Annotated in this window: 13 protein-coding genes; 2 read left to right on the forward strand and 11 right to left on the reverse strand. The window is 62.5% G+C overall.

Going from position 1 to position 13,035, the window contains the following annotated elements:
- Positions 1–28 precede the first annotated feature (28 nt).
- Positions 29–2,224: an esterase-like activity of phytase family protein gene (locus E8Q41_RS15830; protein WP_137156519.1), complete on the reverse strand. Its 2,196-nt coding sequence runs from the start codon at positions 2,222–2,224 to the stop codon at positions 29–31.
- Positions 2,225–2,513: 289 nt separating this feature from the next.
- On the opposite strand from E8Q41_RS15830, the gene E8Q41_RS15835 reads away from it, so the two are divergent.
- Positions 2,514–3,164 carry a pyridoxamine 5'-phosphate oxidase family protein gene (locus E8Q41_RS15835; protein WP_137156520.1) on the forward strand — a complete coding sequence of 217 codons (651 nt, stop codon included), beginning with the start codon at positions 2,514–2,516 and terminating at the stop codon, positions 3,162–3,164.
- 80 nt (positions 3,165–3,244) lie between these two features.
- On the opposite strand, the gene E8Q41_RS15840 is transcribed toward E8Q41_RS15835, so the two are convergent.
- On the reverse strand, positions 3,245–4,198 hold the full coding sequence (locus tag E8Q41_RS15840) for an endonuclease/exonuclease/phosphatase family protein (protein ID WP_170976511.1): 954 nt from the start codon (positions 4,196–4,198) through the stop codon (positions 3,245–3,247).
- A gap of 186 nt (positions 4,199–4,384) precedes the next feature.
- Here E8Q41_RS15840 and E8Q41_RS15845 point away from each other — a divergent pair, with 186 nt between their 5' ends.
- Positions 4,385–6,475, forward strand: coding sequence for an EAL domain-containing protein (locus E8Q41_RS15845; RefSeq protein WP_170976512.1), 2,091 nt, complete (start codon positions 4,385–4,387; stop codon positions 6,473–6,475).
- On the opposite strand, the gene rnhA is transcribed toward E8Q41_RS15845, so the two are convergent.
- The 9 genes from rnhA to E8Q41_RS15895 form a co-directional block, all read right to left on the reverse strand.
- Positions 6,476–6,916, reverse strand: coding sequence for a ribonuclease HI (rnhA, locus tag E8Q41_RS15850; RefSeq protein WP_137156523.1), 441 nt, complete (start codon positions 6,914–6,916; stop codon positions 6,476–6,478).
- On the reverse strand, positions 6,913–7,890 hold the full coding sequence (locus E8Q41_RS15855) for a homoserine kinase (protein WP_137156524.1): 978 nt from the start codon (positions 7,888–7,890) through the stop codon (positions 6,913–6,915). Before E8Q41_RS15855 ends, rnhA begins: the two co-directional genes overlap by 4 nt.
- A 416-nt stretch (positions 7,891–8,306) precedes the next feature.
- Positions 8,307–9,299 (reverse strand): 4-hydroxy-3-methylbut-2-enyl diphosphate reductase, encoded by a 993-nt coding sequence (gene ispH / locus E8Q41_RS15865; RefSeq protein ID WP_137156526.1) that lies wholly within the window; start codon positions 9,297–9,299, stop codon positions 8,307–8,309.
- A 27-nt stretch (positions 9,300–9,326) separates the two neighbouring features.
- Positions 9,327–9,725, reverse strand: coding sequence for a DUF1304 domain-containing protein (locus E8Q41_RS15870; protein ID WP_137156527.1), 399 nt, complete (start codon positions 9,723–9,725; stop codon positions 9,327–9,329).
- Positions 9,726–9,943: 218 nt separating this feature from the next.
- Positions 9,944–10,675, reverse strand: a complete 732-nt coding sequence (locus E8Q41_RS15875; protein ID WP_137156528.1) for an SURF1 family protein — start codon at positions 10,673–10,675, stop codon at positions 9,944–9,946.
- Positions 10,668–11,051, reverse strand: coding sequence for a DUF983 domain-containing protein (locus tag E8Q41_RS15880; RefSeq protein WP_137156529.1), 384 nt, complete (start codon positions 11,049–11,051; stop codon positions 10,668–10,670). Before E8Q41_RS15880 ends, E8Q41_RS15875 begins: the two co-directional genes overlap by 8 nt.
- Before the next feature lie 64 nt (positions 11,052–11,115).
- A complete protein-coding gene (locus E8Q41_RS15885; protein WP_137156530.1) occupies positions 11,116–11,397 on the reverse strand; it encodes a GNAT family N-acetyltransferase in 282 nt (93 codons plus the stop codon).
- Between the two features lie 83 nt (positions 11,398–11,480).
- Positions 11,481–12,362, reverse strand: coding sequence for a cytochrome c oxidase subunit 3 (locus E8Q41_RS15890; protein ID WP_137156531.1), 882 nt, complete (start codon positions 12,360–12,362; stop codon positions 11,481–11,483).
- A gap of 54 nt (positions 12,363–12,416) precedes the next feature.
- The gene (locus E8Q41_RS15895; protein ID WP_137156532.1) at positions 12,417–13,034 is read right to left on the reverse strand and encodes a cytochrome c oxidase assembly protein; all 618 of its coding nucleotides are present in this window, start codon (positions 13,032–13,034) and stop codon (positions 12,417–12,419) included.
- Between the last annotated feature and the right edge of the window lies 1 nt (position 13,035).

Genomic DNA, 13,035 nt, shown 5'->3' on the forward strand with positions numbered 1-13,035 from the left:
GTCCTTGTATGACCAAAGACGCCCCGTGTTACATGCCGGCCTTCATCTGCACGGCCCAGAACATGGTTTCGCCCGAGGCGTCGTCGAGGCCGTCATTGTCGGTCACGGCGAAGGGCTTGCCGGCGGCGTCGAAGGTGAAGCCTTCGAGCTTGTCGAGCACATAGCCGTTGGCGGTCTTGAGATCGGGCAGGAAGTCGTGGACTTCTTCCTTGGTCACCACCGGCAATTCGCCGCCGAGCTTGGCGGGCTTCAGCTGGTCGAGCGAGACGCGATAGAGCTTCTTGATCTTGGCCTTGTCGCCGATCTGGTTGTCGCGCTCGACGATATAGGCGAAGCCGTCATGGAAGGTGAGTTCGGACAGGCCGACCCAGCCGTCCTCGGCCTTGTCGAGCGGATAGCGCACAGCGCCCCATTCTTTGCTCGAAGGCTTGTAGGAGACGAGCTTGACATGGCTCTTGTCGTCGTCCTTCCACGGGCGCTGCACGGCCATCCACAGCACCGTGTCGTCGCCCTTGCCGGAAATGGCGACGCCTTCGAAGCCGAAGCGGGTCTCGTTGGCGGTCAGCTCCGTCGGCAGAGCGATCTCTTCCTTGATCTCGCCCTTCTTGTTGACGTGATAGAGGGCGTGCGGCGTCAGCTTGTCGCTATTGCCTTCCGAGGCCAACCAGAACCAGCCTTCCTCATCCACGGCGATGCCTTCGATGTCGAGCTTCTGGGCGTTGTCGCCATTGCGCTTGACCACCAAGCGGTCGACGATCTCGGCCGGGCTCTTGGTCGCGTCGATGGTGAAGATCGACGGCTGGTTGCCGTAGAAGCTGTCATTGACAGCATAGAGCACGCCGGGCTTTTCCGGCACGGCGGCGAGACCAGAAAGCGCGCCCCAGCCGATCACTTCGCCATCCTTGTCCTTGGAGACGAGCTGCGGATAGGCGGCTTTGCCGTCCTGCAGTTCATAGAGCATCACATGGCTGCGCGCGCCGCCGTCTTCGACGAGATCAAGCTCGTTGGCGGTGGCGAGCAGCTTGCGGCCGGGGATCGCCACGCCGCCTTCCGGCGAAATGCCCGAGGGTAGCAGCTGGACGAATTCAGGCTCGGCGCCGGTGTCCTTGTAGACGGCGACCAGCGAGGCGCGCTCTTCCAGCACGAAGATGTATTTGACGCCGTCGATGGTGGCGACTTCGAGGCCTTCCGGCTCGACGCCCTTCTTGCCGGCGCGCTTTTCCGGATAGTGGCCGATGCGGGCGGCTTCGAGCTCCAGCGCATTGCCGGAGTCGAACAGCACTTTGCCCTTGGTGTCGAAGATGGTGAAGCTGCGGCTGCCGCCTTCCCAATCGCCCTCGTTGGCGACGACGAGGCGGTCATTGTCGAGCCACTTCACGGCGTCGGGCTCGCGCTTGACGTCCTCAACCTTGCCAGTGAAGTCGAGCTTGCCATTGGTCTTGGCGTCGGTGTTTTCGATCGTGACCGAACCGGCGGAGAAATGGTTGACGATCGAACCGGTCTTGCCGTCAACGATGACGATATGGTTGTTTTCCTGCAGCGTGAGCGCGATCTGGCCGGCGTCGTTGATGGCGACGAATTCGGGCTCGGGATCCTCAGGCGCGATCGCGGCAAGGCCGGTCATGGCAACATGCTTGAGACCCGCGCAATCGGCGGCGCCGTCCTTGATCGGCACGATCACGAGATCGCCGGCGGGCATCTGCGGTAGAGCGCCGTCATTGACGTCTTCGTCGCGCTCGTTTTCAATCGCGATGGCGACGAAAGACTTGTCTCTGGCGAGCGCGATGGAGTCTGGCTGACCGCCGAGATCGCAGGTCGAGGCGACCTTCTTGCCCGCCATGTCGACGGTTTCGAGCTTGCCGGCCGGCTTGGCCTTGCTCTCGCCGGTGTTGACGGCCACCAGCGCGGTCTGACCGAGAATGGTCACCGAGGTCGGCTCGCCATCGAGCATGACCGAACCCAAAGCCTTGGGCGCCTTGGCGTCGGTGATGTCGATCATGCCGACGGCCTTGAGCGGGCTGGAGGTGTAGACGAGCGTCTTGCCGTCTTCGGTGGCGGCGATGATCTCGGCCGAGGTCTGGGCCTTCTGGTCCTGATCGGCAGGCGTGTTGGACGCGACCGGGAAAGAGGCGATGCGGTTGAAGACAGTCTCGGCGAGCGCGCCCTGCGCAACGGATGCGAGAAGCAGGGAAACGAATGCGGCTTTCGAAAGTCGGCTGGTCATGAAACTCTCCCTCTTGGCGGTGGTAACTCCGCCGTCACATGCGGCATGGACATGACAGAGGGATGACAACCACCCGACGCCGCGAACAGCCGGGTCAATTCTTCGCATTGCGGTCGGCAAGTTGCGCCAGACCGACGAGCTGATGGCGCGACGAGGCAATCTCGCTCCTTTGACAGCCTTGCGGATTGCCATCGAAACATTTCAGAGGTACGTACATCATTATTGCTGGAACATGGCGCGCGCCATAGGCGCCCCGTCTGGCGCGCCGGCGAAACGGGAGGAGAAAGCCATGAGTGACTACACGCCCAAGCCGGAGCACCGGATCACCGACGAGGCGTCGTTGAGACAGTTGTTCGGCGCCACCCATGATCTGGCGATGCGCAAAAGCCTGGACAGGCTGAGCGGGCATGCCCAGGATTTCATCCGGCGTTCGCCCTTCCTCTGCATCGGCACGCAGAGTGCGGATGGACGGGCCGACGTCAGTCCTCGCGGCGATCCGGCCGGCTTTGTCACGATCCTCGACGATCGGACGCTGGCGATCCCCGATCGGCCCGGAAACAACAGGCTTGATACGCTGGTCAATATCGTCGCCAATCCGAGCGTCGGCCTGCTGTTCATCATTCCCGGCTTCGACGACACGTTGCGGGTGAACGGGAGAGCCTCTGTCGTCACCGATCCCGATCTTCTCGCCGGCATGGCGATCCAGAACAAACCGCCGAAAGTCGCCATCGTGGTGACGGTCACGGAAGTGTTCATGCATTGCGCCAAAGCCTTCCGGCGGTCGCATTTGTGGGATCCCCAGCATTTCCAGGATCGATCGGAGATGCCGTCGCTGATCAAGATTATCCTGGACGAAACGTCAGGCGCGCCGGCCGACGACAAGGACATGCGCGCCCTGGACGAAGCGCTCGAGCAGGACTACCAGAAGACCATGTATTGACGATATGCGCGGCGCGGGCCGCTTTCACGGCCCGCATGCAAAAGCAACGATCTATCCCCAGGACTGGGGGATCGGCGAAGTCAGAAACTGACTCGCGCCATCGTGGCGCGGTGATCGGCCGGCCAGGGTGTGACGACGATATCGGCCTCGGGCGCCTTTTCACCGACGACGCCGGCCTTCAGCACTTTGAGGTTCTTGGCGCGGCCGAGCGTATAGTCGATGCGGTCGTGATGGTCGTCCTTGGCTGATGGCTCGGATGTCGGCGTCCAGGTGAAGGCGGGTTTGGCCGCGACATCCGGCCAGGCGGCCCGGAACAGATCGACAAAACCCCAGCTTTCAATGCGCTTGGCCGAGGGATAGGCGACGACCATCGGCTGCAGCTTGGCCTTCACCGCGGCTTCGGTCCAGTCGAGATGCGAGGGTTCGTTGAAATCGCCGAACACGAAGGCGGCGTCGGCGCTGTCGGCGGCCTTCATATCCTGTTCGAGCAGATCGAGCGCCGGGCCGCGCGCGGCCTTGGCGGCGGCGACCGCTTCGTCGCCGGTCTTCAGGAAAGGCGCCGTTCCATATTCGATGTTGAGCAGCTGATAGGGCTGATAGGGAAAATCGGTCAGGTGGATGTTGTAGGCCATGATCCGCTTGCCATCGATCGTGATCTCGACGCCGAGATCGTTCTTGGTGGCCTTGCCGATCGGATAGCGCGACAGAATGGCGTTGGCCCAGAGCGCAGGATTGGTCGCAGACTGGTCGTAGTAGTAATAGCCGAGCGCCTTGGCGAGATCTGCAGCCACGGACTTGCCGGTGGGAACGCAGTTTTCGGCCGTGCAGGGATCGGGTTCCGGCTTGGTTTCCTGAATGCCGATGATATCCGGATTGACCGCCTTGATCGCCGCGACAGTCTCGTCGATCGGCTTTCCGGCATTGGCGCCGCCGCCCCAGATGTTGAAGCTCATCACGGTCAGTTCGGTCGCCGAGGCGGACAAAGGCGACAGGAGGAGCGCCGCAACAGCGGCCATGGGCACAACGATCTTCATGCGGGTTCTCCAAGAGGCAGCGGTTCTCATGACCGGTTCAGGCGCTTCTATCGCTCGAAGATAACATCACGAAGACAGCCGACGGCAACCAATTCTTAAGCATGGGCTCCAAACAAATTCGCTGTTTTAGATTCATATCAAACTTTTCTACGTATGAGAGGCGACCTCTCATCCACAGCGGACGCCATGATCACCATTCTCGATTGCCTCTTCAATGAACACGACTTGCGGCTCGTCTTGGTTGCAGCGCTGATATGCCTCGCCGGCAGTTGGACGGCGATCAGGCTTTATCGACGCGGCAAGGCGGGAGAAGGCGCGGAACGGTTCGGATGGCTGTTCCTGGGGGCGACGGCGGCGGGCTCGTCGATCTGGTGCACGCATTTCATCGCCATGCTGGCCTATGAGGCGCCGACCGGCGTGAGCTTCAATCCCGTGCTGACGGTGATCTCGCTCCTGGTGGCGATCGTCGGCGGCTTCGCCGGGTTGGTGATCGCGGGCGGCCTACCCGTCCGTTTCGCCCCGGCTGTCGGCGGCGCCGTGTTCGGACTGAGCATTGCCGCAATGCATTATATCGGCATGACCGCCTATGTGGTGGAAGGCGTAGTCGATTGGGACCAGACATTGACCTCGGCCTCCGTCTTGCTCGCCGCGCTGTTGTCGGCGGCGTCCATCCAGATCGCCAGCCGAGATCGGACGACGACCCGCAAGAGCATCGCCGTGGCGCTGATGGCGGCCGGCGTCGTGCTGCTGCATTTCACCGGCATGGCGGCGTTCAAGGTGACGCCGCTGTCGATCGGCGTGCATTACAGCGATCCAACCGCGATGCACGGCATGGCGATTTCCGTGGCCATGGTGGGCCTCATCGTGCTCGGCGCCGCTTTCGCCAGCTATCTCATCGACGGCCAGACCCAGGCGCGATCGCTCAGCGAATTGCGCCGGATGGCGCTGAGCGACATGTTGACCGGCCTGTCCAACCGCGCTCACTTCACCGAACAGCTCGAGGACAAGGCCCGTCGCAGCAAAAAGAGCGGCCAGGGCTTTACGCTCGCTGCGATCGACCTCGACCGTTTCAAGGAAATCAATGACATGCGCGGACACGCGGCCGGCGACCGCACCCTTGTGGTGATCGCCGAGCGCATGCAGGCGTTCGTGGCCGAAGGCGTGCATGTGTTTCGCATCGGCGGCGACGAATTCATCGCGCTGCTGGACACCGCCGACCAACGGGCCGCCGCTTCGCTTCTGACACGCCTGCGCGCAACCATTATCGAACCCTTCGTCATCGACGGTTATGAACTCAGCGTCGGCGCCAGCATCGGCGCGGCGCGGTTTCCGGTCGACGCGACGGATGTGGAGCTATTCCAGCGCAACGCCGATCTCGCGCTCTATCGCGCCAAGGCCGACCCCGCCGACAAGATCTGCTTCTTCGACACCGGCATGGACGAGGCGGCGCGGCTGAAGCGCGAATTGGCGATTGACCTGCGCCGCGCCATCGAGAATGACGAATTACGCCTGCACTATCAGGTGCAGACTTCGGTATCCTCCGGTCTCGTCACCGGCTTCGAGGCGCTGCTGCGCTGGACGCATCCGACCCGCGGACGGATTGCCCCCTCCGACTTCATTCCGCTCGCCGAGGAGAACGGACTGATCTTGCCGCTCGGCGAATGGGCGCTAAAAACCGCCTGCCGCGAATGCGCGCATTTCCGCAAACCGCTCAAGGTGGCGGTCAATCTTTCGCCCGTGCAATTCCTCCATCCCGACCTCCCGGGACTGGTGGCCGCGACGCTTGCCGAGACCGGAATGCGGCCGGAATGCCTGGAGCTGGAACTGACGGAATCGGCGATCATCGCCGACAAGGCGCGTACGCTTGCCACGCTGCAGAAAATCCGCGCGCTCGGTGTGACCATCGCGCTCGACGATTTCGGCACCGGCTATTCGTCGCTTGAGACACTGCGGAGCTTCCCCTTCGACAAGATCAAGCTCGACCGCTCCTTCATGAACGAGCTGGAAAGCAACCATCAGGCCCGCTCGATCATCCGGGCGGTGCTGGCGCTCGGCCGTAGCCTCGACATTCCCGTGCTCGCCGAGGGCATCGAGACGCGCGATCAGCTGGAAATCCTGCATGAAGAGGGCTGCGACACGGCGCAGGGCTATCTGCTCGGACGCCCTGCCCCGTTCGAAGAAATCAATCTCCTGACCGACCACGCGGTGCATACGCTGCGCAACACGCTGTGGGAACTCCGCGCCAAGCCCGTGACGCCGCGGAGCCTCGCGATCTGATCAGCGCTTCTTGAACGGCTCCATGCCCTTGCGGGCCAGTTCGTCGGCGCGCTCGTTTTCGGGATGGCCGGCATGGCCCTTGACCCAGTGCCACTTGACCTTGTGGCGCTGGTTGGCGGCGTCGAGCGCCTGCCAGAGTTCGCCATTCTTGACCGGCTTCTTGTCGGCGGTCTTCCAGCCGTTCTTCTTCCAGCCGAAGATCCATTTGGAAATGCCGTCCATGACATATTTGCTGTCGGTGTGCAGATCCACCTCGCAAGGGCTCTTCAGAGCGTCGAGCGCGGTGATCGCCGCGAGCAGCTCCATGCGATTGTTGGTGGTCTCGGCCTCGCCGCCGCACAGTTCCTTCTCGACCTCGCCATAGCGCAGGACAGCGCCCCAGCCGCCGGGGCCGGGATTGCCGGAACAGGCGCCGTCCGTATAGATCTCGACATGCTTCATGCGTCTGCCTTCACTTCGAGGCCATATTCGCGGGCATGCTCCACCTTCTGGTGGAAGCGCAGCTTGCGCAGATATTCCTTCGGATCCTTCTTGGTGACCATCGCGCCCGGCGGCGTCATGATCCAGTCATAGAGGCGGGTGAGGAAGAAGCGCAGCGCCGAGCCGCGCGCCAGAATCGGCAGCGCCTCGATCTCGGGCGCGGACAGGGGCCGCACCGACTGGTAGCCGGCGATCATCTCCATGCCCTTGGTCAGGTTGAAGGAGCAATCCTTCTCGAAGCACCAGGCGTTGATGCAGACGGCGAGATCATAGACGAGATAGTCGTTGCAGGCGAAATAGAAATCGATCAGCCCCGAGAGCCTGTCGTTCAGGAAGAAGACATTGTCCGGGAATAGATCGGCATGGATGACGCCCGCCGGCAGATCTTTGGGCCAATGCGCCTCGAGTAAATCGAGTTCCGCCGGAATTTCCGCCGTCAGCCCCGCCTCCACCTCATCGGCGCCATCGACCGATTTTTCCCAGAGCGGCCGCCAGCCGGATACCGACAGCGCATTTTCGCGGCGGATCTCGAAGCCTTCGCCGGCCAGGTGCATGCGGGCGAGCGCCTCGCCGACATCGCGGCAATGCCGCGCCTCGGGCTTTCTCAGCCACATGCCTTCGAGGAAGGAGATGAGCGCAGCCGGACGGCCTGCCAGCTCGCCCAGTTGCGCGCCGTCCCTGCGCGGCACCGGCAGCGGGCAGGACAGGCCGCGATCGGCGAGATGCTGCATCAGGCCCAGAAAGAACGGCAGGTCGTTGCGATCCACCCGCTTCTCATAGAGCGTCAGAATATAGGGCGCCGTGGTGGTGTGCAGCAGGAAATTGGAATTCTCGACGCCCTCGGCGATGCCCTTATAGGACATCAGCTCGCCCGCATCATACTGGGTGAGGAAAGTCTTGAGTTCGTCCTCGGAAATATCGGTGTAGACGGCCACGGCGGCGTTCCCATGCTGAAGGCTCGGATGCCGAACGCATAGCGCGGGCGTGGGATGATCGCCAGTCCCGCTGCGACACGGGGCACAGGTTTTCGGAGGCGAGACTGGAAATCGCTCTTGACGACATCATTGCAATTCGTCGCCCTTTTGCACAAAATCAGCCCAACGTCTTAGCGCCTAAACGATGAAACGCACTCGCATGAACAATAGCGACGAAACGAGCGAAGAGGCAATTGGCATCGTAGCGACTGCGGCGTGCGCGGAAAATGACATTAGGCAATTCGCGTCCACGTGCTTAAAGCCAAGCGATTATGATGCGTTCTTTGGCGCCTTGGACAATCCGCCAGCGCCGACAAAGAAGCTTGTTCAAGCGTACCGTCGATACCGCGGAACAGTCATCTCTCGCTGAATGGCCCTCACCCGTTCACCCAGGCCATGTCCTCATGGGTGAGTTCGATGTGGCGAATTTTGCGGTTGACGGGGAAGTGTTCGTTTTCCTCGGCCATTTCGGCGAGTTCCACGGTGGCGTCATAGCGCTCGCGGAAGGCTTCGATGATTTCGTTGACGATCACTTCGGGCGCGGAGGCGCCGGCGGAGAGGCCGACGGTGGTGAGCGGCCCATAGGCGGCCCAGTCGATCTCGCTGGCGCGCTGGACGAGCGCCGCCTGACGGGCGCCGGATTTCAGCGCCACTTCCACCAGACGCTTGGAATTGGACGAGTTGGGGGCGCCGACGATGAGGAACAGGTCGCAATCGGGCGCGGCCATCTTCACCGCTTCCTGGCGGTTGGTGGTGGCGTAGCAGATGGAATCGGCGGCCGGGTCCTGCAGGTTGGGGAAGCGTTCCTTGAGCTTGGCGATCACGCCTTCGGTGTCGTCGACCGACAGCGTGGTCTGGGTGACGTAGCCGAGATTGTCGGGATCGACCGGCTGGTATTTTTCCGCGTCCTCGACCGTGTCGACCAGCGACACCGCCCCTTCCGGCAATTGGCCCATCGTGCCGATGACTTCCGGGTGACCTTCATGGCCGATCAGGATGACGTGGCGGCCGAGGCGGCGATGGCGCAGCGCCTGCTTGTGGACCTTCGACACCAAGGGACAGGTGGCGTCGAGATAGAAAAGATTGCGCGCCGTCGCATCCGCCGGCACGGATTTCGGCACGCCATGGGCGGAAAACACCACCGGCTGGGCGCGATGCTCTTCCGGGATCTCGTCGAGTTCTTCCACGAAGATCGCGCCCTTGGCCTCGAGCCCCTCCACCACATAGCGATTGTGGACGATCTCGTGGCGGACATAGACCGGCTTGCCATAGGCTTTGAGCGCAAGCACGACGATCTGGATCGCGCGGTCGACGCCGGCGCAGAAGCCGCGCGGAGCGCAGAGGCGGATGGTGAGCGGCGTCTTGGTCATGTCGGGGCGTGCCTTAGAATCTGTCGTTCAGCCGGAGACCGGCGCAACCGCCATATAGGGATTGGCGAAGGCCAAGGTAATAGCCAGCGCGATGAATGCGGGCAAGCCTTGAATGATCAGGATGCGGCGGGAGACCGACAAGGCGCCGTATAGCGCCGCGACAATCACGCAGCCGAGGAAGAAGGCTTTCAACTGAAAGGCCATGACGGGATCGGGGTGAACGAGCGACCAGAAGAGGCCGGCGGCGAGGAAGCCGTTATAGAGGCCCTGATTGGCGGCCAGCACCCGGGTCAGCGCAGCTTTCTCCGGCGTATTGCGAAAGGCTTTGAGGCCCTGCGGCTTGGTCCAGAGGAACATTTCGAGGATCAGGATCCAGACATGCAGCAGGGCCACGAGCGCGACGAGGATGGTGGAGAGGTGGTGCATCTGAGGGGCCTTTCTTAAATGGTTTTGGGTTGAGCATTCTTGAAGTGGAATTGCTTCTCGAGAGAGGTCGTGCTTCGCCCCTCATCCCCCTGCCGGGACCTTCTCCCCGCAATCGCGGGGCGAAGGGGCATGGAGCGCCAGCTTCGCCACAATCGCCCTTCTCCCCGTTTCACGGGGAGAAGGTGGCGGCAGCCGGATGAGGGGCGAAGCGCGACCTCTCATTTTGCCCCGCCCCGCCGCTTGCGCCAGCTGAGCGCCCCGATGATCAACAGCACTGCAGCCAGCCCGTACCAGGTCAGCGCATAGCTCAGATGGTTGTTGGGCAGATCCACTTGCGTCACGCCGCCTTTCGGCCAGCCGCCGGGATTGGTCGCGGCGTCGGCGTCGATGAAATAGGGTTCCAGAAGGCCTTCAGAGACGCCAGCGGAGGCCGCCATGGCGTGGATGTCCTTCCAGAAATAGATGCGCTTGGCGGGTTCGTTTTCAGGCGTCACCCAGGATGGCTTTGCGGCAAGGGGCGCGCGGTAGAGACCGGTGATGGTCGCCTCGCCCGCGACCTGCCCTTCGGCGCGCTTGGCCGGATCTTTCAGCGCCTCGGGCACGAAGCCGCGATTGATGAAGACGACATGGCCATCGGGCCGGATCAGCGGCGTATAGACGTGATAGCCGACATCGCCATCAAACGTGGCGAAGAAGTATTGCTCATGCGCATGATCGAAACGGCCGGTGACAGTGACGCGGCGATACTCGCCTTCAACATCCGGGTTCGGCAGAGCGCGGATCGTCTCGACCGGGACGGGCGCGGCGTTGCGGTTTTTGTCGATCTCGGCGAGCAGCGCCTGTTTCCATTGCAGCCGCTCGACCTGCCAGGTGCCGAGGGCCAGCAGGGCCCCGAATACGACCACAAAAGCGGCGATCCAGCCCAGCGGCAGCGAAGGACGCTCAGCCATGATCGATCTCGCCGGGCTGCGCCTTGTTCTTGTATTGCAGCGCGATCAGCAGGCTCTTCATCACCCGGAGCAGCCAGAGGCTGAGCCCGATGGCCAGTGGAATCCACAGAAGCAGATGCAGCCAGATCGGCGGATTGTAATTGACCTCCATCCACAGCGCGAGGCCGACCACCACAAAGCCGATGATCAGGATCACGAAGACAGCGGGACCGTCGCCGGAATCGGCGAAGGAATAATCCAGCCCGCAGGCCGTGCAGGCGGGTCGCACCTTGATCAACCCGTCATAGAGCTTTCCCTGACCGCAGCGCGGACAGGCGCAGGCGATGCCCGCCTTGACGGGATCGATGGGCGCGAACAGGGCTTTGTCTTCGGTCATTGTATTGTCTCCCCTCGCCTCTTCCTACAGGCGATAGACCCGAGCGAAAAGGCGGCAAATCGCGTCATCGGCTGATGACGTCCGCCCATTCGGGATGCCGCTCGACCTGCGCTTTGAAAAAAGGGCAGAGCGGGATGATCTTCCAGCCGCCCGCGCGGGCGGCCTGGACGGCGAAGTTGGCGAGTTTCGCGCCGACGCCCTGGCCGCGATAGATGTCGGGCACGCCGGTGTGGTCGATGATGATGAGACGCGGCGAGGCGCGGGAGAAGGTCATCTCGGCCGCCGCGCCCGGCTCGCCGGTCACGTAGCGGCCGCCCTTGGGTCCGTCTTCGGTTCTGATATCCATGGCCGTCTCCTCATATGAGAAAGGCGTCCGGATGATCCGGACGCCTCGATGGTCAGGCGCAGGCGGCTTTCGCCCCCGAATTCTCAGCCATGCACCGGAGCGCCCCAGCCGCCCCAGATATAGATCGAGAAGAACAGGAACAGCCAGACCACGTCGACGAAGTGCCAGTACCACGCGGCGGCTTCGAAGCCGAAATGCTGCTGCGGCGTGAAATGGCCGGCGGCGGCGCGGAACAGGCAGACCAGCAGGAAGACGGTGCCGACGAAGACGTGGAAGCCGTGGAAGCCGGTGGCCATGAAGAAGGTGGCGCCATAGATCGACTCCGAGAAGGCGAAGGGCGCATGCATATATTCATAGACCTGGACGAAGGAGAACAGCACGCCGAGCAGCACGGTGAGCACGAGGCCCTGGATGACGCCCTTGCGATCATTGTGCAGCAGCGCGTGATGCGCCCAGGTGACCGTGGTGCCGGAGAGCAGCAGGATCACGGTGTTGTAGAGCGGCAGGTGCCAGGGGTCGAGCACTTCCATGCCCTTCGGCGGCCACTGACCGCCGGTGAACTCCACGCGGCTCGCCTGTATCGCTTCAGCCGGGAACAGGCTGGCGTCAAAATAGGCCCAGAACCAGGCGACGAAGAACATCACTTCGGAAGCGATGAACATGATCATGCCGTAGCGAAGATGCAGCGACACGACGCGCGTGTGGTGGCCCTCATGCGCTTCTTTCACGGTGTCGGCCCACCAGGCATACATCGAATAGAGGGTGATGATCAGGCCGACGGCGAAGACCCAGTATTTGGCCCCGGCGAAATCAATGCCGAACAGATGGAAGGGCGAATCGTGCAGCCAGCGGAACATGCAGACCGCGCCGAACATCAGCACGAAGGCGCCGATGGAGCTCAGAAGCGGCCAGGGGCTCGGATCTATGATGTGATAATCGTGGTTCTTCTGATGCGCTGTGGCCATGTCTCTTCCCCTCTTCCAGTCCCTCTGACGACTGCCTCTCCCGGCAATGGTCGATTACAGTTTCGCAGGTTCCGCGTCTTTCACCGGCTTCGCATCCGCGACAGGCTTGGGCTTGTCGCTCGGATAGAAGGTGTAGGACAGCGTCAGCACCTTGAGGTCCTTCGTTTCCGGCGTGTTGACGATTTCCGGATCGACGAAGAACACCACGGGCATGTCCCGCGTTTCGCCCGGCTTCAGCGTGATGTCGGTGAAGCAGAAGCATTGAAGCTTGTTGAAATAGGCGCCGGCCACCATCGGCGTGACGTTGAACACGGCCTTGCCGGTTTCCGTCTCGCTGTTGGTGTTGGTCACACGGTAGTTGATCTGGACCGTCTCGCCGATCCTCGGCGTCACGGCCTTGTCGACGGCCTCGAATTTCCAGCCGAGCGTCTGGGCGGAATTGGCGTCGAATTCGACGCGTATGGTCTCGTCGAGTATCCGATCCGAGGCCTGTTCGACGCGTTGGGTCGTGCCGTTATAGCCGGTCACGCGGCAGAACATGTCGTAGAGCGGCACGGCGGCATAGGCCATGCCGACCATGGCGGTCACGAAGGCGCCGCAAGCGATCACCACGGTGCGATTGCGCCTCGCCGCTTCCTTCGCATCCGGCCGAACCACGCTCTCCTCCCGCATG

Origin of the sequence: Rhizobium sp. FKL33, from assembly GCF_005222915.1 — a bacterium.
In the GTDB taxonomy this organism is placed as follows: Bacteria; Pseudomonadota; Alphaproteobacteria; order Rhizobiales; family Rhizobiaceae; genus Rhizobium_E.

Coding starts and splice junctions, on each gene's coding strand:
- E8Q41_RS15830 (WP_137156519.1), bottom strand. CDS start 2,224: ATGACCAGCCGACTTTCGAAAGCCGCATTCGTTTCCCTGCTTCTCGCA.
- E8Q41_RS15835 (WP_137156520.1), top strand. CDS start 2,514: ATGAGTGACTACACGCCCAAGCCGGAGCACCGGATCACCGACGAGGCG.
- E8Q41_RS15840 (WP_170976511.1), bottom strand. CDS start 4,198: ATGAAGATCGTTGTGCCCATGGCCGCTGTTGCGGCGCTCCTCCTGTCG.
- E8Q41_RS15845 (WP_170976512.1), top strand. CDS start 4,385: ATGATCACCATTCTCGATTGCCTCTTCAATGAACACGACTTGCGGCTC.
- rnhA (WP_137156523.1), bottom strand. CDS start 6,916: ATGAAGCATGTCGAGATCTATACGGACGGCGCCTGTTCCGGCAATCCC.
- ispH (WP_137156526.1), bottom strand. CDS start 9,299: ATGACCAAGACGCCGCTCACCATCCGCCTCTGCGCTCCGCGCGGCTTC.
- E8Q41_RS15870 (WP_137156527.1), bottom strand. CDS start 9,725: ATGCACCACCTCTCCACCATCCTCGTCGCGCTCGTGGCCCTGCTGCAT.
- E8Q41_RS15875 (WP_137156528.1), bottom strand. CDS start 10,675: ATGGCTGAGCGTCCTTCGCTGCCGCTGGGCTGGATCGCCGCTTTTGTG.
- E8Q41_RS15880 (WP_137156529.1), bottom strand. CDS start 11,051: ATGACCGAAGACAAAGCCCTGTTCGCGCCCATCGATCCCGTCAAGGCG.
- E8Q41_RS15885 (WP_137156530.1), bottom strand. CDS start 11,397: ATGGATATCAGAACCGAAGACGGACCCAAGGGCGGCCGCTACGTGACC.
- E8Q41_RS15890 (WP_137156531.1), bottom strand. CDS start 12,362: ATGGCCACAGCGCATCAGAAGAACCACGATTATCACATCATAGATCCG.
- E8Q41_RS15895 (WP_137156532.1), bottom strand. CDS start 13,034: ATGCGGGAGGAGAGCGTGGTTCGGCCGGATGCGAAGGAAGCGGCGAGG.